The organism is Bacillus sp. RHFS10 (assembly GCF_016757475.1).
GTDB lineage: Bacteria > Bacillota > Bacilli > Bacillales > Bacillaceae > Bacillus > Bacillus subtilis_G.
In genome coordinates this window covers 719,420-742,552 of record NZ_JAESPO010000002.1, presented here as the reverse complement: position 1 = coordinate 742,552, position 23,133 = coordinate 719,420, and the positions used below count along the sequence as shown (strand labels likewise).

The 23,133-nt window shown below is 47.2% G+C and carries 21 protein-coding genes and 1 pseudogene; 2 read left to right on the top strand and 20 right to left on the bottom strand.

Annotated elements, in window-relative coordinates; genetic code table 11:
- Positions 1–3: 3 nt before the first annotated feature.
- The 4 genes from ganP to lutR all read right to left on the bottom strand — a co-directional run bounded on the left by ganP (position 4) and on the right by lutR (position 4,582).
- The gene (gene ganP / locus JMN17_RS10375) at positions 4–1,260 is read right to left on the bottom strand and encodes an arabinogalactan oligomer ABC transporter permease GanP (protein WP_087993497.1); all 1,257 of its coding nucleotides are present in this window, start codon (positions 1,258–1,260) and stop codon (positions 4–6) included.
- A 39-nt stretch (positions 1,261–1,299) separates the two neighbouring features.
- Complete coding sequence (locus tag JMN17_RS10370) at positions 1,300–2,565, bottom strand: sugar ABC transporter substrate-binding protein (protein WP_202328004.1); 1,266 nt, start codon at positions 2,563–2,565, stop codon at positions 1,300–1,302.
- A 139-nt stretch (positions 2,566–2,704) separates the two neighbouring features.
- Positions 2,705–3,697, bottom strand: a complete 993-nt coding sequence (gene ganR, locus JMN17_RS10365) for a galactan degradation operon transcriptional regulator GanR (RefSeq protein WP_202328003.1) — start codon at positions 3,695–3,697, stop codon at positions 2,705–2,707.
- Positions 3,698–3,859: 162 nt separating this feature from the next.
- Positions 3,860–4,582 (bottom strand): L-lactate utilization/bacilysin biosynthesis transcriptional regulator LutR, encoded by a 723-nt coding sequence (gene lutR, locus JMN17_RS10360; protein WP_202328002.1) that lies wholly within the window; start codon positions 4,580–4,582, stop codon positions 3,860–3,862.
- Positions 4,583–4,812: 230 nt separating this feature from the next.
- On the opposite strand from lutR, the gene lutP reads away from it, so the two are divergent.
- Positions 4,813–6,510 carry an L-lactate permease LutP gene (gene lutP, locus JMN17_RS10355; protein WP_087993501.1) on the top strand — a complete coding sequence of 566 codons (1,698 nt, stop codon included), beginning with the start codon at positions 4,813–4,815 and terminating at the stop codon, positions 6,508–6,510.
- A 74-nt stretch (positions 6,511–6,584) separates the two neighbouring features.
- Here lutP and JMN17_RS10350 read toward each other — a convergent pair whose 3' ends face one another.
- The 3 genes from JMN17_RS10350 to rpoN form a co-directional block, all read right to left on the bottom strand.
- A complete protein-coding gene (locus tag JMN17_RS10350) occupies positions 6,585–6,959 on the bottom strand; it encodes a hypothetical protein (protein WP_207194128.1) in 375 nt (124 codons plus the stop codon).
- Positions 6,960–6,964: 5 nt separating this feature from the next.
- Positions 6,965–7,168, bottom strand: coding sequence for a helix-turn-helix transcriptional regulator (locus tag JMN17_RS10345; protein WP_087993534.1), 204 nt, complete (start codon positions 7,166–7,168; stop codon positions 6,965–6,967).
- A 121-nt stretch (positions 7,169–7,289) separates the two neighbouring features.
- Positions 7,290–8,600: an RNA polymerase factor sigma-54 gene (gene rpoN / locus JMN17_RS10340; protein ID WP_087993503.1), complete on the bottom strand. Its 1,311-nt coding sequence runs from the start codon at positions 8,598–8,600 to the stop codon at positions 7,290–7,292.
- Positions 8,601–8,678: 78 nt separating this feature from the next.
- Here rpoN and yvfG point away from each other — a divergent pair, with 78 nt between their 5' ends.
- Positions 8,679–8,897, top strand: a complete 219-nt coding sequence (gene yvfG / locus JMN17_RS10335; RefSeq protein WP_202328001.1) for a protein YvfG — start codon at positions 8,679–8,681, stop codon at positions 8,895–8,897.
- 9 nt (positions 8,898–8,906) lie between these two features.
- Here yvfG and JMN17_RS10330 read toward each other — a convergent pair whose 3' ends face one another.
- The 13 genes and pseudogenes from JMN17_RS10330 to JMN17_RS10270 form a co-directional block, all read right to left on the bottom strand.
- A complete protein-coding gene (locus JMN17_RS10330; protein WP_087993505.1) occupies positions 8,907–9,875 on the bottom strand; it encodes a polysaccharide pyruvyl transferase family protein in 969 nt (322 codons plus the stop codon).
- The gene (locus tag JMN17_RS10325; RefSeq protein WP_202328000.1) at positions 9,854–11,020 is read right to left on the bottom strand and encodes a DegT/DnrJ/EryC1/StrS family aminotransferase; all 1,167 of its coding nucleotides are present in this window, start codon (positions 11,018–11,020) and stop codon (positions 9,854–9,856) included. Before JMN17_RS10325 ends, JMN17_RS10330 begins: the two co-directional genes overlap by 22 nt.
- 16 nt (positions 11,021–11,036) lie before the next feature.
- Positions 11,037–11,675 (bottom strand): acetyltransferase, encoded by a 639-nt coding sequence (locus JMN17_RS10320; protein WP_087993507.1) that lies wholly within the window; start codon positions 11,673–11,675, stop codon positions 11,037–11,039.
- Positions 11,672–12,280: a sugar transferase gene (locus tag JMN17_RS10315; RefSeq protein ID WP_087993508.1), complete on the bottom strand. Its 609-nt coding sequence runs from the start codon at positions 12,278–12,280 to the stop codon at positions 11,672–11,674. The genes JMN17_RS10320 and JMN17_RS10315 overlap by 4 nt, the downstream gene beginning before the upstream one ends.
- Entirely contained in the window at positions 12,277–13,794 is a 1,518-nt protein-coding gene (locus JMN17_RS10310) for an MATE family efflux transporter (protein WP_087993509.1), read from the bottom strand. Before JMN17_RS10310 ends, JMN17_RS10315 begins: the two co-directional genes overlap by 4 nt.
- On the bottom strand, positions 13,791–14,825 hold the full coding sequence (locus JMN17_RS10305; RefSeq protein ID WP_202327999.1) for a glycosyltransferase: 1,035 nt from the start codon (positions 14,823–14,825) through the stop codon (positions 13,791–13,793). Before JMN17_RS10305 ends, JMN17_RS10310 begins: the two co-directional genes overlap by 4 nt.
- Entirely contained in the window at positions 14,822–15,898 is a 1,077-nt protein-coding gene (locus tag JMN17_RS10300) for a polysaccharide pyruvyl transferase family protein (protein WP_087993511.1), read from the bottom strand. Before JMN17_RS10300 ends, JMN17_RS10305 begins: the two co-directional genes overlap by 4 nt.
- A 4-nt stretch (positions 15,899–15,902) precedes the next feature.
- Positions 15,903–16,937, bottom strand: a complete 1,035-nt coding sequence (locus JMN17_RS10295; RefSeq protein WP_202327998.1) for a glycosyltransferase family 2 protein — start codon at positions 16,935–16,937, stop codon at positions 15,903–15,905.
- 24 nt (positions 16,938–16,961) lie between these two features.
- Positions 16,962–18,065 carry a biofilm exopolysaccharide biosynthesis protein EpsG gene (gene epsG / locus JMN17_RS10290; RefSeq protein WP_087993513.1) on the bottom strand — a complete coding sequence of 368 codons (1,104 nt, stop codon included), beginning with the start codon at positions 18,063–18,065 and terminating at the stop codon, positions 16,962–16,964.
- Positions 18,062–19,211, bottom strand: a pseudogene (locus JMN17_RS10285) (glycosyltransferase family 1 protein). Before JMN17_RS10285 ends, epsG begins: the two are co-directional and overlap by 4 nt.
- Positions 19,204–20,040 (bottom strand): glycosyltransferase EpsE, encoded by an 837-nt coding sequence (gene epsE, locus JMN17_RS10280; protein ID WP_087993515.1) that lies wholly within the window; start codon positions 20,038–20,040, stop codon positions 19,204–19,206. Before epsE ends, JMN17_RS10285 begins: the two are co-directional and overlap by 8 nt.
- Positions 20,037–21,182, bottom strand: coding sequence for a glycosyltransferase family 4 protein (locus JMN17_RS10275; RefSeq protein WP_087993516.1), 1,146 nt, complete (start codon positions 21,180–21,182; stop codon positions 20,037–20,039). Before JMN17_RS10275 ends, epsE begins: the two co-directional genes overlap by 4 nt.
- 11 nt (positions 21,183–21,193) lie before the next feature.
- A complete protein-coding gene (locus JMN17_RS10270; protein ID WP_187441509.1) occupies positions 21,194–23,014 on the bottom strand; it encodes a polysaccharide biosynthesis protein in 1,821 nt (606 codons plus the stop codon).
- Between the last annotated feature and the right edge of the window lie 119 nt (positions 23,015–23,133).

Below are 23,133 nucleotides of genomic sequence, written 5' to 3'. Positions count from 1 at the left end.
GCCTCATGCCTCCTCTTTAAAAGACTTCGTCCGTCTGAACTGCCACAATGCGATAGAGATGACAAACACAGATAATAAAATCGTTAAAGCCGCGGCGAGTGAATATTGACTGGACTGCATTGTCAATTTGTAAATCCACGAAACAAGGATATCTGTCCCGCCGGCTGTTGACCCGGTTACCGCCGGACCGCCGCCATTGAATAGATAGATAATATTAAAGTTATTAAAATTAAACGTAAACTGAGTAATGATAATCGGAGCCATAGCAATGAACACCATCGGAAGCGTGATGTATCTCAGCTTCGAGAAAACAGAAGCGCCATCAATCGTGGCTGCTTCATACAGATCGTCCGGAATGGACTGCAAGACGCCTGTTGAGACGAGAAAGATGTACGGAAACCCGAGCCAGCCCTGCATAAGAATCAGCGCAAGCCTCGACCAATTGGCATCTGTCATCCATGGAAGAGGCTCTATGCCGAAGAAAGCCAAGATATCATGATTCATCGCACCGAAGCTATCATTAAACAGCCCTGCAAAAATTAAAATCGTCACAAAACCGGGAACAGCCCATGGCAAAATCAAAATCGTCCGGAAAAAACGTTTAAAACGAATGTCTTTCTGATTGACAATAATCGCGAGAAAAATCCCCAAACTGACTTGCAGTGTGGATGCAGCAAGTGTCCAAACCACCGTCCAAGCCAGCACATCAAAAAAAGTCGACCTCCAAATATCAACTGTGAAAATGTTTGAGAAGGTTTGAAAACCGACCCAATCAATTAATTTAGCAGGAGGCGAATGATATAAATCATAGTTCGTAAAGGCTAGTGCAAAGCTGAATAAGATGGGGAAAATGACGGCGAAAATTAAAATAAACAAAGATGGTCCGCTGACGACATAAGGGTAGCCATGAGAAATGATATGTTGGTATTGTTCCTTGAGAGAGCTCAATGGCTTGTTTTCATCGCGCTGTTTTCCGCTTTGAAACGCATCGCGAAGATTCACATAATACACCGCAAGGCCAAAGCAGGTCACGATTACAGCGATAATCCCTTCCGCCAGCAGAAACACGGAATGATCCCGCGGCACCTCTGTTCCCAACGTGAAAATTCCCCAAAACCCCATATTGAGCAGATCTCCAAAGACCGCAAAAAACGATACGCCTAGGAAAAGAAAGACCAAACCTTTTATCCATTGCTTGTTATAAAATTGCCCGAACCCCGGGATGATAGACAGCAACAAAGCGATTTGACGATGCTGCACCGTTTTCACCTCTCTCACAATACAAATCTAGCTTTCTCTTTATTTTCCGCTGTGCTTTGCCTTGATTTGTCCTTTAGCCGTTTCAGCCGCTTGATCCAATGCTTGTTTCGGATCTGCTTTTCCTGTTGCAATCGTCTGTAATGCTGAATCAGCCGGCGTCCATATTTCATTCATTTCCGGAATATTTGGTGTCAGCTCTGCGAAGCGGGTTTGTTCCGTAACAGCCCGTGCCGCCTCGCTTTTCATAATAGCCGGATCATTGGCTAAGGATTTCACAGCAGGGACTTCTTTCGTTTTTTCATAGCGTGTTTTAGCATTTTTTTCGTTTACAAGAAAAATGGCTAATTCCTGCGCCAGCTCCGCATTCTTTGAAAACGCACTGACATTGTAGCTTTTGACGCCGATAAAGGAACTCATGTTTTTCCCCTTTTCCAGTTCCGGCAGTTTCGTTATGCCATAATTGATTCCTGCTTTCGAAAAGGCGTCTACATTCCATGGGCCCGAGATAATCGCTGCGGCTTTTCCTTCTGTGAACAGTGATTCCAGCACGTTTATCCCTTGTTCTCCAATAATGCCTGCCGGGAATAAACCATCCTTGTAAAACTTTTGAATCTGCGCCGCACCTTTGACAGCGCCTTCATTATTGATCCCGATGTCTGACGGGTTATAGCTGCCATCTTTGTCTTTTCCGAAAATATATCCGCCGTAACCGCTCATCACACTTTCCGCGTAATAAATTTGATCAAATAACGCTAAAAAGCCAAATTTGCTGCCGTCAGCAGTCTTTTTGGAATAGTCGTACCACTCCCCCAGCGTTTGCGGCAATTCCTTCTCTGAAATAAGATCTTTGTTGTAAAAAAGCACTGTCGTTTCGACCGCTTTAGGCAGCCCATAAAGCTTTTGATCTACCATTTGAGATTGGATGGAAGTGTCAGTGTAAAGCGATTGCACGTCCTTTTCAACATGTAATTCCTTGAGTAATCCCTCCGTGACAGCCGTTCCGATTTGGTCACCCGGCATGGTTAACACGTCAGGACCCGTGCCGGCCGGTCCGTCCATTCGCAAATCTTCAATCTGCTTGGCATACGGTTTTTCAACGACTTTGACCTTCACATCATGCTCTTTTTCAAACGCGGCAACGGCACCTTTAATGCCGATGCTCTTTTCTTTATCCTCCCACACGACAAGCTTTGCCCCTTTTGAGCTTGGTTTGGTGCTGCCGCTTTCCTTTGGGCCGCAAGCCGCCAAGGATAAACTGACAGCCGCACAGAGCATGAGTGCGGAACACTTTTTCGCCATTTTCATTGTTTGTCACCCTTTCGCTAGTAATGAAAGCGCTTAAAAAAATAATATAGCACGGCTGAGAAAATATGTAAACAAACTATTTACTTCTATCAGTAAATTTTTTCACCAATAAAAAATAGCTTAGTGTCCTAAGCCATTCTTAATTCATACTCTTTCTGACGATTAATTCCGCGCCCACATATAATGTTTTTACCGCTCTTCTCTTGTCCTGCACTTGTTCAAGCAGCATTTCAACAGCATTTTTGCATAATTCATGTATATCAATATGAAACGTTGTCAGAGGGGGTGAGACATACTTTGCAAAGCTGATGTTGTTGATGCTCACAATGCTTACCCTGTTCGGTATGGCAATTCCTTTTTCGTTCAGGGCTTGCAGACAGCCAACTGCAATCGGGTCCGCCGCGATCAAAAAAGCCGTTGGAAGCTGATCGCCTAATGTGTCGATCGCTGCTGTCATCAGACGATAGCCGTTTTCTACAGAGAACCCGCGATGACAGAAAATATAGCACTCGTCCAGCAAGTCTTTTTCCCTCATATAAGATCTAAAGGTTTGTTCACGGATGTCCATTTCGTCCTGATTGGTGTTCGGATTTTTGTATGTGCCGCCGATAAAACCGATGCTCTTATGCCCTTTCCCGCTCAGGATATTTACCGTCTTCCTTGTCATTTGAGCTAAATCGGGCCTTACCGAGTCAAAATAATCGGGATCAGGAGTTGAATCGATAAACACACCGTTTTCAGTGAGATTTCTGAGAAAAGCCAGCTCTTCATCAGAAAATGTTCCGACGGCAATAAACCCTTCTAAATGTGCAGGAATGCTTTCGATTCCATCCGATATTTTATAAGTGGTCATGTCGACATTGAATGCTCTCGCCAGTTTCTCTACTTCTAATCTCATCGTTTTAAAATAGACATCTTCTAATTCTTCTTTATCTGTCAGCCAATATAAAAACGCAATATGTTTCACTAGCGGCCTTACTGTTTTCTTGCGGTAATTGAGTTTTTCCGCGGCTTCATAGATTTTCTCCCGTGTCTCATCAGGAACAGAAAGGCTTTCATCGTTATTTAAAACGCGGGAAACAGTTGAAATCGAAAATCCCGCTTCCTGCGCGATATCTTTAATTGTCGCCATTGCATCTGCCTCCATTATTCAGCTCATATTCATTTTAGTAAAATATTTTACTTTGTTTTTCGCAAATGTCAAGTGCTGCTGCAAGCAAAAAGACTGAACCATTTCCGGCTCAGTCTCGGTTTTTCATTCGGCACCGGCAGAATTGCCCGGGAAATGAGTTGGTTATTGCACATTTTCCTCGAAATATCCCGAAAGCACATCTTCCACATTCGTTAAATGCGCCAGCATAGCAGCCTCCGCCTGCGCTCCATCCTGTGCAGCCACGGCATTGTAAATCCGTTCATGCTCTTCATAAAGCCGCTGAACTGAGGTCTTCTTGGAAAACAGCCAGATTTTCCGTGTTTCTCTCATCGTTTCCAGCAGCAATGATGAAACGTGGTTCATCAGATGTTTGAGAAGATCGTTTTGGGAAGCGTCAGCCAGCGCCAGATGAAACGCGAAGTCTGCTTTCTCTCCAAGCTCTCCGTCGGCTTCAATGCTGCCCATTTCCTTTAACGCGGCATTTATTCTTTCGAGATTCTCTTCTGTTCTTTTTTCAGCAGCTAATGAAGCCACGCCGATTTCAAGCAGTTTTCTAACCTCGAGCAGCTGCTTGACGTCCTCTTTTTTCATAAGAAGGGCGGCTGAGAGCGGCTGAGAAATTTGATTGAGCTCAAATTCCTTTAGGTATGTGCCTTCTCCCTGTTTCATTTCGACAAGCCCCATCGCTTTTAGCGCGGAAAGTGCTTCGCGAACCGCTGAGCGGCTGACTTGAAAGCTTTCGGAAAGCGCTTGAACGGAGTCCAGTTTATCTCCCGGCTTCAATTCGCCGTTTTTGATCATGTCTAATAGTGCGTCCGCCACTTCTTCATATATTTTCTTTGTTTTAATTTGTTTGTATTTCAATGCAATTCACCCCGTAACTTGTAGGTCTGGCTGTTTACGATCTATTATACTCTGTTTTTGGGGAAGCCAAAAGATTTTGACAATTTTGTCAAAAAGTCTTGTACTTTGTTTTTTTTCAAAATATAATGCTAGGTAACTGGTCTTATTACCCAGTCATCAGATGATCATACTACCATCTATAGAAAACGCTTACACACAACGCCAGTTTATGTTTCTAGGAGGGGTTTGGGATGCAATGGACACAGGCATATACGCCTATAGGGGGAAATTTGCTTTTATCAGCGCTTGCGGCACTTGTACCGATTATTTTCTTTTTTTGGGCACTCGCGATTAAACGGATGAAGGGGTATACAGCGGGCTTGTCCACATTGGGGATCGCACTTTTCATCGCTGTATTGGTTTATCGGATGCCGGCGGAAAAAGCGCTGATGTCCGCGACACAAGGAGCCGTATACGGGATTTTGCCGATCGGCTGGATCATTGTGACGTCTGTTTTTTTGTATAAAATCACTGTGAAAACGGGACAATTTGATATCATTCGCAGTTCTGTTCTCTCGATTACGGATGACCGCCGGCTTCAGGCGCTCCTGATCGCTTTCTCATTCGGGGCTTTTTTAGAAGGAGCGGCGGGCTTCGGAGCGCCGGTCGCCATTTCAGCCGCGCTGCTGGTCGGCCTCGGCTTTAATCCTCTTTATGCGGCGGGAATCTGTTTGATCGCCAATACGGCGCCGGTCGCCTTTGGCGCGATTGGGATTCCGATTACAGCCGTAGAAGGGCCAACAGGAATTCCGGCGATGGAGATTTCGCAAATGGTCGGGCGGCAGCTGCCGTTTTTATCCGTATTTATTCCTCTTTATTTACTCATCATCATGAGCGGGTTCAGGAAAGCCTTTGAGGTCTGGCCGGCCATTCTCGTTTCCGGTGTTTCCTTTGCTGTCGTTCAATATCTTAGCTCCAATTTTTTAGGGCCTGAGCTGCCGGATGTTTTGTCAGCGCTTGTTTCGATGGCAGCGCTTGCTGTGTTTTTGAAATGGTGGAAACCGAAAACAACATTCCGGTTTGCCGGTGAACAGGAATCGGCCGCAGCGATTGAAACGGCGAAAACGAGTCAGGCAGCGCCTGCATACAGCGGGGGACAGATTTTTAAGGCCTGGTCGCCATTTTTGCTGCTGACGGTGATGATTTCTATATGGGGCATTCCCTCTGTCAAATCTGCGCTGACCGGGCATTATGAAGGCGCTTCTGTTTTCTTGAAGTGGCTGAATGGTATTGGAGAAAAACTGACTTTCGCCCCTGGTGTGCCTTTTTTGAACAATCAAATTGTCAATGCTGACGGTACGCCGATTGAAGCGGTTTACAAGCTTGAGGTGCTTGGTTCGGCCGGCACAGCGATATTGATTGCGGCCGTGCTGTCAAAGTTCATCACGGCGATTGCATGGAAAGACTGGGGAGCTGTTTTTAAAGAAACGATCCAAGAGTTGAAGTTTCCGATTTTGACCATCGCTTCTGTCGTTGGTTTTGCCTATGTCACCAACTCTTCGGGGATGAGCACGACCCTCGGGATGACACTTGCGCTGACAGGTTCGATGTTTACCTTCTTTTCGCCTGTTCTCGGCTGGCTCGGCGTCTTCATTACCGGCTCGGATACGTCTGCCAACCTGCTGTTCGGCAACCTGCAGAAAGTCACCGCGTTATCAGTCGGCATGGACCCTGTTCTGTCTGTCGCCGCCAATTCATCAGGCGGTGTCACAGGAAAAATGATCTCGCCGCAGTCGATCGCGGTCGCGTGCGCCGCGGTAGGGCTCGCCGGGAAAGAGTCGGATCTTTTCCGCTTTACGATTAAGCACAGCTTGTTTTTACTGCTGCTCGTTTGTATCATCACTTTTTTACAGCATCACGTGTTCAGCTGGATGATTCCAGCAGGATGATGCAGTATGAACAGTCAAGATTATCAAGAAATAAAAACAAAACTGGCAGATTGATGTTCTGCCAGTTTTATTTCTTAATATTTTTTTGATAATATCACCCACGAAGTGAAGGTTGTAATGATTGTTAAGGATATTAAAATCCTCATGATTTCAACTGCCGATAACGCCACTGCGCTGAACTGAATACTGAACAAGGTTATTACGCAATAAATCAATACAGAATAAAGTGCGTACTGCATTCCTTTTTGCTTAATCAAGTTTGCTCTTTCATCTTTTTCTTTGAAATGCGGATAAATATAGCCCGCAGCAAAACTTAAATAAGACAGTGCTCCCCACATTAATAATTCAGTAATGGAAACAGAATGAGTCACAATTTGAAAAAAAGCTTTCATCAGTAAAATCATTGTGAATAAAGCGCCAATGATGAAGTAAACTTTTCGTAATGCCATGATTTTCACCTCTCGTTCTCATCTTCATAAAACATGTTTTCGACAGTTGTATGAAACGTTTTCGCGATTGCTAATGCCAGCGGCAAAGAAGGATTATATTTTCCTTTCTCAATTGATATAACCGTTTGTCTGCTAACGTTTAGCAGCTCAGCTAATGTATCTTGGGAATATCCATATTTCTTTCTGTATTCTATTAACCTATTTTTCAAAGGGATTACCTCTTTTTCCATTAATTGTACAATAAATTCATTATAACGTAAAGCTTGCTTTACAATTTGTGAATGTAGCACCGCAATTACGCAATAAAAATCCTCCCTTTTCGGGAGGATTTTATTTATACCGTTTTCTCGCTGCCGATGACGGAATGCTCATTTGATCGCGGTACTTTGCCACGGTGCGTCTGGAGATTTGAATGCCGTGCTGTTCATATAGCAAATCGGCAATCTTTTGATCTGAGAGCGGTTTTGTTTTGTCCTCTTGATTGATCAAGTCTTCAAGCTGTGTTTTGACTGCATAGTTAGACGCATCTCCATCTCCTGATGCCTCGGCTTTTGCTGAGAAAAAGAGTTTCATCTCAAATAGTCCGTACGGCGTTTGTAGCGTTTTTCCTTTGATTGCCCGGCTTACAGTTGATTCATGAAGGCTTAGGCAGTCGGCTACCTCTCTGAGGGTCAGCGGCTTCATTGCGCTTCTCCCTTTCAGAAAGAACTCCCTTTGCCGTGTGATCAGCTCATTGACAATTCTTGTGATCGTCTGTTTTCGCTGTCGCAGCGCGCGGCTCAGCCAGCGCCATTCCTGATATTTCGCGGATAAATAAGAGGCGGTATCCTGACAGGAGCCCGACGATAAAAGCGGTCTGTACTGCGAATGCAGTTCTATTTCCGGAAACGAGCGGGTATTCAGCTCCGCTGCGATGTGCCCGTTTTTCACAGAGATAAAAATGTCAGGCTCGATATACATATCTTGCTCTGGCCGGGCAAACAGAAGGCCTGGTCTCGGATGAAGAGCCGCGATGTCATCAGAGATATCTTGAATGGTATGAAGCGGAATCCCGGTCTCATTTGAAAGCGCTTTCCACTTTTTTTGCGCAAAAGCATCAAAATGAGCTGAAACAAGCATTTCCGCTTGCTCATTTCTGTCCGGCAGCCGCTGTAATTGAAGAAGGATACATTCCTTCAGAGATCTTGCGCCGATTCCAGCTGGCTCTAACGACTGGAGTTTTGCCAAAACAGCTTCCGCTTCCTTGGCCGAAACAGATAGGCGCCGGGCTGCCTCCTCCACCTCTTCTTCCAAGTACCCGTTTGAATCAAGCGAATGAATCAGATAATTGAAAATCTTTTTTTCGGAGTTTGTCAGATTCATATCGAGTGACTGCTGTTTTAACACATCCTGCAATGTTTTTTGCGGATCACTTAATTGAAGGCCTGCTTCCTGTGGATTCATCCTGTTTTTATTTGTTTTATGGTAAGATAGTGGCGGTGTGTCTGTTTCCTTTCGTTCAATAAGAGGGTTTTCCAGTGAGAGCTCATCAATGTATTCGGCGAGTTCTGCCGAATGATAGCCAAGCAGCGTGATGGCCTGCCTGAGCTCCTGTGTCAGTTGAGGCTTTAATACTTGTACTTGCTGAAGTTTCATATCCATCTTGCTCACTCCCCTTTCTTCATTGTACATGATTGAGATCACACCGTATACATTTATGAAAAAGGAGCTGCCAAAAGAATGTCTGAACTTTTTTCCGTCCCTTATTTTATTGAGAATTTAAAACAGCATATTGAAATGAATCCGTCTGAGGATAAAATCCATGCGATGAACAGCTACTACCGTTCCGTCGTCTCAACGCTTGTTCAGGACCAGCTGACGAAAAACGCGGTTGTCTTGAAACGGATTCAGCATTTAGATGAAGCGTACAATAAAGTCAAACGGGGAGAAACAAAATAAACCTTCCGCTCACATGTGAGCAGGAAGGTTTTCCTTCTTTGAGGCGTTCTGGATGAGTCGGGTGTTCGGTACTTCTTCCATCCAGGTGTGATAGTAATTGGCGTTTTTCCCATAGGAATTATCAATAACCGTGTTTTCTTTTTGAAGAAGAGATGAAAAGATGTGGCCGTGCAGCCTTGACGTTTCCACCGATTCGTAACGGCTGAAGAACCGAATCGCTTTTTTGACGATATAATCCGAGTATTTTTCCCATATATACGCGATGGGCAGAGGATTGCCCGCTTTTTTGTTCAGGACGTTCAGCGTTTGCAGAAAAGCGATTGTCCGGCGGTCTGAAGCTGACAGCACCGTACGCCAGTCGTAGCTTTCCGCTTTAGCGTGTTCCTGAAGCTCCTTATTCGCTTCGTGATCTGTTCTGATAAATCTCAGCTTTTTATTGAACGGCTGCTGCGTGGGAACGACGGGAAACAGCTGATGAGCCATATCAGGCAGAAGCTTAATGTGATTGCTTGTAAAATAAGCCTGCGCCGTAGCATAGGAGGCTTTTTCCCTTGTGATGATATGGAGATTCGCATGTGCAGAAAATATCTCCGCCGTCCGTTTAAGATTGTCTTCGTTTTGAAAATAAATCGATTGCGGCAGGATCACGATTTTATGGTTCGGATAGGTTTGGACGATTTTCTCTCTAAAGCCTTGGTAATACGGATACAAATCTCCGAAGTTGCCGCCTCCCTGGCAGACGATGATGAGATTCGGGTCCAGCGTTCGACCGACTGGAAAGTTGTCGGGATTCCAGCGTTTTCTGACCTGAATCCCATGTTCTTTAAAGAAAGCTTCTGTTCCCTTCATAATAAATAAATCCCCTACATTTCCGTATAGAGGATAATCGGCATAGATGATCTCGGATTGTTTCGGAATGACGTCGAGCAGCCCGGACAGTTTCTGTTTCAGGCTGATCATCGAATGCTTGCTGTCCATTTCTTCACCTCTCCAGTTTGGAATAAGTGTACGAGTACATCAATAACCCGGTCTTGCTCTTCTTCCGTCAGATTTGACCCTGATGGGAGACAGATTCCCCGCTTGAAAAGATCTTCGCATATGCTTCCTGTATCTTCATGAGCATAAAATAAAGACGGCTCAAACAGCGGCTGGGTATGGAGCGGCTTCCACAGCGGGCGCGCTTCAATGTTTTCTTCCGCAAGACGCTGAACCGCGTCATACGGGCTCAGCCCGTTATCAAGTGTAAGTGTGGTGAGCCAGCGATTGGATACACCTGCTGCATGTTCCGGCATAAAGCGGACTCCGTTTATGTGACCGAGTGCATTCTTGTATCTCGTGAAAATGGCCCTTCTTTTCTCCACCCGTTCATCCAGCACCTCAAGCTGGGCAATGCCGACGCCGGCCAAGATATTGCTCAGCCTGTAATTGTGCCCGATTTCGCTATGCTGATAATGTACAGCCGGCTCACGTGCCTGTGAAGCGAGAAATCTTGCTTTTTCAATAGCTGCTTCATCATCTGAAACGAGCATCCCGCCGCCTGATGTGGTGATGATTTTGTTCCCGTTAAATGAAAAAATGCCGAAGCGCCCGAATGTCCCGCTTTGCTTCCCTTTATAAACTGTGCCGAGAGATTCGGCTGCGTCCTCAATGACAGGAACTCCATATGCATCACACAGGCTTACAATTTCATCCATTTTCGCGCTTTGCCCATATAGATTGACGGCAATAACCGCTTTAGGCAGCTTTCCGTTTCTTTTCGCTTCCTCCAGCGCTCTTTCTAGGGCTTGCGGCGACATATTCCACGTATCAGGCTCGGAATCAATAAAGACGGGCACCGCTTTTTCATATAAAATCGGATTGGCGGTCGCCACAAATGTGAAGGACTGGCAAAACACGCTGTCTCCTTCTTTTATTTCAAGCAAACGCAGCGCCAGATGAATCGCCGCTGTTCCTGAGCTGACAGCCGCCGCCCCTTTTACGCCGACACGTTCAGCCAATTGCTCTTCAAATGAATTCACGAGAGGTCCAAGCGGCGCAATCCAATTTGAGCGAAAGGCTTCTGAAATATAGTGCTGCTCTCTGCCGCTCATGTGAGGGGGAGATAAATAGATTCTTTTATGCATATAATCATCCTTTGTTTTATGTTTGAATGGGAGAAATAATGCGCGCCGGGGCACCGGCCGCCGTTACCCTGTCCGGTATGGAACGGATCACCGCCGAGCCGGCGCCGACAACGCTCCAAGATCCGATTGTGAGCTGCGGTATGACATTTGCGCCGGTTCCGATGTGAGCGCCTTCCTGAACGGCAACCGCTCCTGACAGCGTGACACGCGGGGAAAGATGAACATAATCGCTGAGTTGATTGTCGTGCTCTGCCACTGCGCCCGTATTGATGATGCAGTGGGCGCCGATCCGCGCATCCGCCTGAATGATCGCGCCCGCCATAATGACTGTCCCTTCCCCGATGACAGCGGACTTGCTGACGATGGCTGACGGGTGAATCAATGTAATAAAATCTTCTTTTTTCAGTCCCAGCCGCTCCGCCAGGTGTTTTCTGACACTGTTGTTTCCAATGGCGATCAGAAACAACACGTCGGGAACCAGCCTGCGTACTTCAGAAATGGCTTCCAGCGGGCCTGTGTACCACTCTTTTCCGGCTTCAAATGTTCGGAATTTATCATCCAGCACCGCGGCTAAGCGCGTATCTGACCGGGCGTTTATCAGCTCTCTGATCACCTTTCCGTGCCCGCCGTCACCCACAATGGCAACGTTTCTCATGAGGACACATCTCCGCTTCCTGTAAACCGTTCCGCGGTCACATGATTGGTTTGCTGAACCCCTTCTGAAACAAGCACTTTTCGCACCGTCAAACACAAAATTTTCAAATCGAGAAAAAATGACCGGTTGTCAACGTACCACACATCTAATTCAAATTTCTTTTCCCAAGAAATCGCGTTCCGGCCGTTGATTTGCGCCCAGCCTGTGATGCCCGGCTTCACCTCATGGCGCCGGGCCTGCTTTTCTGTATAAAGAGGCAGATAGTCCATCAAAAGCGGGCGCGGGCCGACAAGGCTCAAGTCGCCTTTTAGGACATTCAGCAGCTGCGGAAGCTCATCAATGCTCAGTTTTCTGATCAGCCTGCCCGTTTTCGTCAGCCGAACTTCATCAGGCAGCATATTTCCTTCACTGTCCCTTTGATCCGTCATCGTTCGGAACTTATAAAGGGTGAACGGCTTGCCGTTCAGGCCCGGCCTTACTTGCTTAAAGAAGACAGGTGATCCTATTTTCAGCCTGACAACGGCGATGGTGAATAGAATGATGACACTTGTACAGCACAATAAAAAAATGGCGGCCGTCAGATCAAAAAGTCGTTTCAGGATCAAAGATTCACAGCCCCTTTCGTTTTTCGAAATCGTTTCAGTACCAACTGTCTTTCCTCTTTCGTACAAACGAGCGCAAACGCGAAAATGGCGTAGCAGCAGCTGACTGTTATTCCCGTCGCAATCAATGATGTCCAGTCGTCAATCTTCACAGCGAACCTGATTGCCTCACAGACCGCCCAGGCAAACACAGCCGCTGAAAGAGGCCCGATTATGCCTTTAAAAAACACGTGCTTTTTGTAGCCGGTCATGCGGGATACGTAAAGCGGCGTAAAAATGGCGTTTTTCAAAATAAGGGAAATCGCTCCGGCCAACGTAATGCCGTACAGACCGAGATGAGCCGGCCCGCTCAGTGTGACGGCCAGCACTACATTTAACACGCCTAACAGCAGGGTAATGATCGCCGGTGTTTTTTGTTTATTAAAGGCGGTCCAGATATAAAACAGCGGCATAAAGGCGAGGCTGACCACCAAGTATCCGGCATGAATATATAAAATCGGTGCGATAGACGAAAAGGACGGTCCGAGCCAGATCGTCAGAAAAGGCCCAGCCAGCCCGCCCAATAAGGCAGCAGGAAGCGCAAGCAGAAGACCGTTCAGCCTTACTGCCTTGTTGGCGTAATTCACCAATCCGTCCATATCGCCTTTTGAATAATACGACGTCATGAGAGGCGCAAACAGAGATGCGACCGTTCCAGCCAAGCTGCGCAGCAGCAGCGGAAACTGGATAATCGCCGCGTATTTTCCGGCTTCAGACGCTCCCAGCACCAAATTGGCGGTTAATAGATCAATCTGCAAAAAAAGCAGGACGCCGATTTGATTGACGGAGCTCCATGTGCCCGCCTGAAACAGCTCTTTGCTTATGCGGAATGAAAGATCCTTCACCCGAAACGTAAACCACGGAATCAGCTTTTTGAAGAAATAGAAAGACAGCACAGCCGCGATGACAGCACCAGCTAAAGCGGCAAGCTGGATCTGCCAGATTTTCGGTGTGAAGCATGCAAACAAGAGCAGCACAGACAGCACGCGTACAAGCATTTGCACCGCCTGAATGGAGCTGGTGATGTAAAGGCGGTTGGCATAAAATGGGGCAGCGCCGAAACCCGCCATCAGAAACGTTAAAATAAACAGTACACTACCGATCAAAATCGACAAACGCACATCAGCCAAAATCGCCTGCGGCACGTTCATGACCCGGTCAATATAGAAAGCTGAACCCGCAAGAGGCAGCAAAAGAAGCAATGATATCAGAACAGAAGCCGCCAAATAATTGCTGATATACGCATTTGCTTTATCCCGCTCCCCCCGGTGTGCGGCGACAGAAAAAAAACGCACGACAACCGAGCTGAGCGCGACGGTGATGATTGAAAAGTAATTAATCACGTTTTGGGTCAAATGAACAAAACCGAACGCTTCCACACCAAGCGTTTTGACAATAAAAGGCGTCATCCAGACCGACAAGAAAACGGACAAGAGAAAAGCCGTGAGATTTGCGCTGAAGTTGATCGTGAATTTCATGCCTGCTTCGCACTGCCTTTCATCGTTCCCCGCTGCTCGAAAAACAGCTTGATGAGAAAAATGAGCCGCAATTTGCACAGTCCTAATACCAAACGCTCGCCTCTTAATAATTTCTCATGCTGAAACGGTGTATGTCTGACGGCCTGCCGCACCATCTCATAGGATAAAATGTGTTTGATCTGCTTTTTAATGTCTTTCGGCGAATTTGGAGAAGCACAGGCGTTTGCCAGAAGCATCGGAAGCTGGTGCTTGCAAATGTACACATTCAAATCTTCTTTGCATGCGCCTGCTATACCGTAATGATTGTAGAATGCGATTTTCGCCTGATATTGCTTTTGAATATGTTCATCCATCGCCGGCTTATAAGGGACTTCTGTCAGGCTGTTCGGGTTTTCGCGATAGACGTACAAGCCTTCATCCAGCATTTTCACCCGCTCCGCTTCGCAAAAAGCGGACAAATTGAAGGGAGAGTCTTCAGCAAAACGGATGTCTTCATCAAACATCAGATTGGCTCTCTCCAAAAGCTCACGGCGATAAACATAACGCCATACATACCAGATAAATCTCGTTTCGTGAGCATATTTGAGCCATTCAGCCATTTCAAATTTTGTCAGCACGCGGTTTGTGTCAAGCTGCGGCGGCACATAAGTCCGCCTGTCCGCTGACTGCTTGTAAAAACCGCAGCCAACGATGTCGAGCCGGTGCTGTTCCGCTTCTTTAATCAACCTTTGGAACATGGCGGAAGATACATAATCGTCACCGTCCACAAAGCCGATGTAAGTCCCCCGGGCGGCCTTTATTCCCGTATTACGCGCTGAACTCAACCCGCCGTTTTTCTGATGAACGACCCGGATTCTCGCATCCCGTTTTGCATAATCCTCTGCAATCTCGCCAGAACGATCCGGCGATCCGTCATTCACAAGGATGACTTCCATATCAGAAAGCGTTTGGCGAAGCAGTGAGTCAATGCACTCTTCTATAAATGGTTCAACGTTATACATCGGGACAATAATGCTGACGAGCGGGGTCATTGCGCTTCACCGCTGATTTTGTCACGCAGCCCTTTAAAATACACGTCTCTCGGAAAGCCGGAACGGATTGTTTCTTTTGTTAACAGCTCTTTTACTGCGACTGTCACGCGCTCCGGGTCCGGATGTTCAATCAGCTTCATGTATGGGATGTCTTTGAGCCATTGATAGCCTTCCATCACCTTATGGTCAAAGGAGCGGATGACGACACACGGCGTTCCTGTCAGCGCGCAAAAAATCATGCCATGAAGCCTGTCAGTGACAACAGCTTCTGCACTTTGCAGCTTAGACCACAGCGCTTCAAGCTCCCGCTCCCGGGAATCGCGGCTGACCCGGCGCCCGACCGTTGTCGTAAAGGCTTTAATGTCGCCGAATTCTTCAAATAGCGCAGCCTTCACATTGTTTCTCTCATCTTCTTGAAGCACGCTTTCCTGATCCTCGCGCAAACACATATAAACCCCTTCGCGCTCTGCGGGGGTCTTGCTTCTGTCTAAGTACAGCACCATGTCCGGCTGCTTCAAAATCATTTTTTCTTGAAAATGCTGTTTCATAAATTGATACGTTGTTTCATCCCTGGCCATCAGCAATAGGCCGGGGTGCGCGTTATAAATTTTTTGCGCCCGTTTCAGCTCTTTGCGTCCCTTTTTCGTGTCAGAAAAATGAGCCGTTGCGGGAAGCTGGACAACTGGATAGTCGTGAAATGTTTTAATGATGAAGCGGCGCGTCCACTCCTCATAACGGTATAAGTCCCCCATGTTTCCGCCTCCGATGATAAAGACCATGTCCGCCGGATGGCGCGAGCGGAGCAGCGCTTTTGCTGATTTATAAATGTCCTTCATATCAACCTCAACGATGTTAAAATCGGGGTATTCCTGCTCAAGAAATGCCTTGCTGGCATAAGCAATCGCGTGATCCCCCAAATTGTCATGGGACGGCAGCAGGGTCAGTATGATTTTTTTCTGATGTGCTGCGGCCTTGACCGGCTGATCGGCCGCACCCAGCCAATATTGGGACGGGTATTTGACCTTAAGCAGCAGCCATTCTGCAAGATTGATTTTCAACGATTGTAACGACATGTCCTCACCCTCTGTTTCTCATTTTGTACTCGATTACCCGCTGATACACGGCCGACGCCATAGCGACGAACGGGATCATTCTGTATTTCGCCATCAGAAGCAGGCATGACCGTTTTGCGTCAAAAGGCGCGGTACCCGTTTTTGAGAGGCTCTCTTGAAATATGGGATCCCCGCAAATCACGCCGACATTTCTAAACTTGTCAAACAGCCGGCAGCTGCCGCTTGTTTTCCATTCATTCAGCATACAGATGCTGCTGTGAAGCACGATAAAGGTATCAAGCTCCTTACCGTACTCCTCCAGTTTGTTGTTCTCCTGTAAAAACGCCGCATTCGCCTCATACAGTGCAAGCCCCGATTCAAACAGTTTTTTCTGATAGCGCTGCACGATGGATGATAGGTGAATGCGGTAATGATAGAGCGGCGCTTTGACATAGGATACTGTACGGGCGAAAAAATGAGTCCTGAAGCTGAAAAACTGATCCTCGACATGCTCCAGCTCGCCTCGAAGCGGAAACGACAGCCGATGTGCTTTAATCATGCTTCTTCTGTACAGTTTGTTCCACGAAAACCCTCTGACCTTCCCTTCGAATAACGCCTTAATATAGTTCTCTTTCGGCTGATCCTGGTAGGTTTCCGCAATGTCAGAGATCATCGTTTTTCCAGTGTCCTCAAACTCCGCGGCGTAGTTGCAAATAATCAGATCAGTTTCATCACCCGCTGCTTGGAGCATCCGCTCGCAATAATCAGGCTCGATCCAATCGTCTGAATCGATAAACGCGATAAATTCGCCGCGTGCCGCCTCTACGCCTTTATTTCGAACCGCACCGAGGCCTTGGTTCTCCTGATGAATCACCCTGAACCTGTGATCCTTTTTGGCGTATTCCTCCGCGATATCCGGGCTGGCGTCTGCCGAACCGTCATTGACGATGATGATTTCAATATTGTCCACCGTCTGGTTCCGCAGCGATTCGAGGCACGTTTTGATATATGTTTCTGTGTTATAAACAGCGACTAGCAGACTAACCGCAGGTATTTCCATAATGACCGGCTCCTCTTGCGTAAATTACCGGGAAAAAATCGTTCTGTAAGGCAGAACGGACGAATCAACCGGCATAAGCAAATAACTGTAAAGAAAATAACAAACAACGATCGCGATATAGATAAGGGCATTCGATTTTTCATCAAATATCCTGACGAAATAAGGGACTAGGATCAATTGATACAGGCCGAAATAAATATTGAATCTGGCAAAGATCACGTCTTTTGTGGCCAAAAGCCCGAATAAAAAACCGAGCAGACACAGATTGACGACGATGTCGATTTGCGGCCACAGCTTCCGCAGACGCGCCCTGTAGCAAAAGGCGAGAAACAGCGGCAGAACCAAGACAGCGATTTTGATCACATTCATTCCATTTGTGTTCGTCATCAGCCATTTCTCATAATGGCTGTATGAGCTGTTTTCAAGCACAACAACAAACACGGAAATGAATTTTTGATATAAAAACGTCATGCCAAGAAATAAAACGGATAGCCCGAATATCGCCGGTGACCAGGCTTTTCTTCTGACAATAAAATATACTGGAATCATAATCAGCGCCGAGGAATGAAAGAGCGAGCTGATCAGCACGATCAGAAAATATCGCTTCCAGTTCCCGCTAATGATGTAACGAATCGCCCAAAACAAACCGGCTGCCACCATGTATTGCCTGATGCCGTTAAAAGACGCGTAATAATGAAAGGTTCCTAAAAATAAAAAGACACTCAGCTCAAACGGCCTTCCGTAATCAGCGAGTGTCTTCATAACCAAACTGTAGGTCACGGCCGCAACTGTTATATACATGATTTGCGGATCTGCCGTGATGACATTCATCAGCCAAAGGAGTGCGGTAAAGCCCGGATCCGTCGCCATTTTCGCTGTGCCGAAACCGAATATCTGCCACACATTTTGATAATCGCCCGCCAATTCATACAGCAGCGTGTACGTCTGAAAATCCGTGCCGACTCTGTAACGGAGACCCGACACAAGCACAAGTGACACTAGCGGAATCCAGATTAACAGCTTATTCGGCCGATACCCCGTAGCGAGCGAATCGTCACGGCCGCCGCACATTTTGGCAAACCAAGACCAAATATATACAATTCCCATATTGACGGCATATACAATCATCGTTTATTGTCCTTTTCCGCTGCTAATGTTATATACATTCAGCAGCGCTCCTACATTTTGCTGTGCATCGTAGCCAAGTTCGGCGAGTGTTTCTTTGATAAGCTCCCGCTTCGGCCTGCCTGCGGCGGCCGCCCTTGCAATGGTTTCAGCCCAGATGCCGATCGGCTCAGAAAGATTCAATCTTGTCACAAGTCCTAGACCGGCATCGACTTTTTCTGTGATGGTGTCTGAAATGATGCATGGAAGCCCCGATGCCTGCGCTTCCACCAGCACAACCGGCAAGCCTTCGTACAGAGACGGCATGACAAACACATCAAATGTGCGCATCAATTCATGAATGTTGTCTTCAGTGCCTAAAAAGAGGACATCTGAAAGCAGATTCTGCCCCCGCGCCTCCTCTTCCATTTTCTCGCGCAACGGCCCGTCTCCTGCGAGCACGAGCTGAAAGCGAACCCCGCGTTCTTTAAGGTGTGCGGCAAGCTTCAGCAGAAACGCGTGGTTTTTCACTTCATGAAATCGGGCGACATGGCCAATAATGAGACGGTCAACTGCAATGCCGCGTGCTGTTTTTTCTTCATCATCCCACTGCACATTTGGGGCGAACAAATCAAGATCAATCCCGTTTGGAAGGAGATGAACACGCTCCATGTTGGACGGTCCGAATAAAAACTTGCCCGCATCCTCTCCGCAGGCACACAGTGCTGTCGCGTTCGCCAAAATCAGCCGCCTGAACACCATCAGCTGCAGGCGATCCTTCCAATTGAAGCCGGTCTTCCACGACGTATTATGGGAATGACATACCCTGACCGGCACTCCGGCTAGCCTTGCCGCAAGGGCGATAAAGCCCGTTTGGAAATCCGTGTGCGCATGAACCGCGCTGAACGGCCCGTTTTCTGTTATCGTATGTCTTACATTCCTCACAAATGTAAGAGGATTGCTTTGCCCGATGCTCGGGACATAAAAAAGCCGCCCGCCTAAAGATAAAATTTCTTCATCAAAAGCGCACGGATCATTTCGATACGTTAAAAAATCAAATTGTACTTTGCTTCTGTCCATTTTCCGATATAAATTCATCACCATGGTCTCCGCGCCGCCCCTGTTCATGCCGCTGAGAACATGGAGCACGCGTTTTTGGCTGCTATTCATGTTTGACAAGCCCTTCCTTTTGGTTCATCACTCTTTTTTTGTGGTAGCGATTCATCACGGCTGGAGGCATAAGCGCGCGGATTAACGGTTTTGCGATATATAGGTAATCAGATAATGGAAGCTTCAAGCGTCTGCATGCCTGATAGACAAGGATGGCATTGTCAATGGAATACGTAAATGACCGCCGTTTGAAAGCATCGCTGTCTTCCCTTACTTTATACAAGGCTTCCTGGAGATTGTAGCCCCTGAAGCCCTCTTCAAAAAAGCGAAGCCATAAATCAATATCCTCCATCCGTCTCGTCCGCCGCACCGAACGGTAGCCTTTCAGCGTGCGGTAGGCGCTCGCTCTCATCATAATCGTTCCGTGGCAAAACGGGGTCCCTTTTGCCATGATGCCCGGCTCCGGAACAGAAGGCAGGATGCGTGTGCCCCTTACGCCACATTCATCAAATACAAGCATGCCGGTGCCAACCACCTGATAGTGGCGGTGCTTTTCTAAAAATGCGACCTGCTTTTCCAGACGGCGCGGAAACGAAAGATCGTCTCCGTCCTGGCGGGCGATATACTCGCCTGTGGCATTTGAAAGACAATGATTTAATGAAGCGGCAAGCCGCTTGTTTGTTTTGTTTTGAATCACCTTGATGCGGTCGCTGTAATGAGCGGCATACTGCTTCGCGATGCGGAGCGTGCCGTCTGTTGACGCATCATCGCACATAATCAGCTCCCAATTTTTATAAGATTGGCTGAGTATGGATTCAATACTTTCCGCCAAAGTGCGTTCACAATTATAAATGCCCATAATGACAGAAACTTTCGGTCCTGAGTTCATACGCTTTTCTCCTTTGTATCCATATCCATGTACGCGGAATAAATATCTGCCATTTCTTCTACCGTGCGCGCCTCCGAAAAGCGCAAGGCTGTTTTTCGGCCTTCCTGCCCCAAATTTATGCAGAGTTCCGGTTTACGGTAAAGCTGTTCGATCCGGCGGGCAAACGCGGCACTATCACCGACTTTGATCAGAAAACCGTTTTCTCCGTCCCGGATGATTTCCCGGTGCCCGCGGTTATCCGTGGCAATCGCCGGTTTTTCCGCGGCCATCCCCTCAAGCACATTCATGCCGAGGCCTTCTCTCATGCTGGATGCCACAGATACATCTGCAAGCTGAATCAGCTCGTGAATGTCTCGGCAAAAGCCGTAAAAGCAGACATTGCCGGAAGCGCCAAGCTTTTCAGCTAACGTTCGATACGTTTGTTCCATCGCCCCTTCTCCGGCAAAAACAAGGCGAAGCGACGGTATTTTTTCTTTCAGCAAGGCCGCGGCTTCAATTAACAGCTTCTGATTTTTGTTGAAATTAAGCTCAGCCGGATAAACCAATATAAAATCGTCTTCGCTGAATCCGTGTTTTTCTCTGAGGCTTTGCTTCTCTTGCAGGCTGACAGGCCGAAACCGCTCTGTATTCACCCCGATGCCGTGAATTTTCCGCGTCATGCCGCCCGGCCTTTGAAGTCCTTTCGCCCGTATGTAATCCTCTTCATTGATCGTAATCAGACAGTCCGTATAGGCCGAGAGCCATTTCTCAACCGGATAGTAAAGAAGCCAATTTTTGACCGGCGCTCCGCTGCAGAAGTGAAATCCGTGCGCGGTGTACAGCACCTTTGTTCCATGCCGCCTCGCTTGCCTCGCCGCTAGTCTGGCAAGCACGCCGCCAACCGGCGTATGGCAATGGACAATGTCGTATTGATTGGTGTCAATCACTTCCTTCAGCTGTCTGTAAACGGCCAGATTCTGAGGATGAAAGGGTGACCTGCGAATCGCAATGGAATATTTCTCGTCCACATACGGCAGTTTGGTTTGTCCGCTCGCCGCGACATGAACCTCCCAGCCCATTCGTTTAAACCATTTAAAGTAAGGAAGATGAAAGGCCTTAAAATGATAATCAACAGTCGCACAAAACAAGATCTTTTTCGTCATCTTCACTCCCCCTATTGAACACTGGCAGCCGTCATTTTGTCTGATGTATCAATCGCCGCAAACAGCCTCGCTCTCAGATCGTCTTCCGGCATCTCATGAAAATCCTCGATAAAGCGCATCAGCACTGGCCAATCGCCGTCAACCGCTTTGCCGATATGAATTTTCGGAAAGATTTGTTCAGCGTGTACTTCATTTTGGTTCAGCAATTCCTCATACATTTTTTCACCGGGACGAATGCCTGTGAATTCGATTGGAATCTGCTCAGTCGTATAGCCGGACAGATGAATGAGATTTTTGGCAAGGTCCACAATCTTTACGGGCTCTCCCATGTCGAGAACGAAAATCTGGCGCCCTTTCGCAAGTGCCCCGGCCTGAATGACAAGCCTTGAGGCCTCGGGAATCGTCATGAAATAGCGGGTCATCGCCGGGTGTGTGACCGTCACCGGTCCGCCTTTTTCAATCTGCTTTTTAAAAATCGGAATGACGCTGCCGCGGCTCCCGAGTACATTGCCGAAGCGGACAGCGACAAATTTGGTTCTGCTCATTTTACCAAGATTCATAATAATCATCTCGGCGAATCGTTTTGTCGCCCCCATTATATTGGCCGGGTTCACCGCTTTGTCCGATGAAATCAGCACAAACGTCTCTGTCCCCGACATATCGGCTGCTTCCGCGACATTTTTTGTTCCGATGATGTTGTTTTTGACAGCCTCTTCGGGATTGTGCTCCATTAAAGGCACATGTTTATGGGCAGCTGCATGGTAGACCACGTGCGGCTCGTACTTTTTCATCAAGGTAAACATTTTATCGCGATCCTGCACATCCGCAATTTCCGTATGGAACACAATGTGTTTGCCGAATCGCCCGTTCAGCTCTGTATAAATCGAATGAATGCTGTTTTCTCCATGGCCGAGCAGAATGATTTCTTTAGGCTGAAACGCGCTGATCTGCCGGCAGATTTCCGAGCCGATTGATCCGCCCGCTCCCGTGACGAGAACTGTTTTTCCTTTGATGCGGTTCGAAATTTCGCTTGTGTCGAGGGTTACCGGCTTTCTGCCAAGCAAATCCTCAGCTTTTACATCTCTGATTTGCCCGGCAGTTCGTGTGCCGAGCAGCATTTCATCAAAGTGAGGCATAATTTTGATGTTGACTCCAGTCCGCACACATTCTTTATATAAAACCTGAAGCTCATGGGTGTGGAGTGAAGGAATCGCAATAATAATATAGTTAATTTTGAGCTTTTGCACCGCAGGCATGATACTTTCTTTTCCGCCGATCACGGGCAGCCCCATCATTTCTAATTTATGTTTTGTCTGGTCATCATCAATAAAAGCGACAGGCGTGATGTCAGGATCATCTTTTGAAAGCAGCTGTCTGACCATCAGAGTCCCGCCTGAGCCCGCCCCGATAATCAGCGCGCGGGATGAGGCGCTGCGGTTTTTTCTGATGCTTTCTTTTAACACTCTCGACAAAACACGGGTTCCTCCGATGGACAAAAGCTGCAGCACCCAGCACGCGATTAACAGACGGAAGAACATCGTATGATACACAGCATACTGAATGAAGCCGGTCACAGCGGCCGAAAGCGTGATGCCCTTAAGCAGGACGATCAGCTCGCCGATTCCGGTGTATGTCCACACCTGTTTATACTGATGGAACAGAAAAGCACATACATGATAACTGAGGAGCAAGCTGACAGCGGTAAGCAATAATGCTCCGGAGTCATAAAATTGATAGGAATCTTTTAAAAATTGATATCCTGCAATAACTGAATTTAAAACGAGATAAGTGTCCAGCGCAATAATCATTGACAGTCTTCTCCGGTAACTCAACCTTTTCCCCCCTAATTCTTTTATCGGTTTAGCTGCGGCGGCTTTCGTCCTCCAAAACATCGGCAGCAGCTAAACCGACAACACGTCCTATGTATATATCAAATAAGTGGGCATTTAAC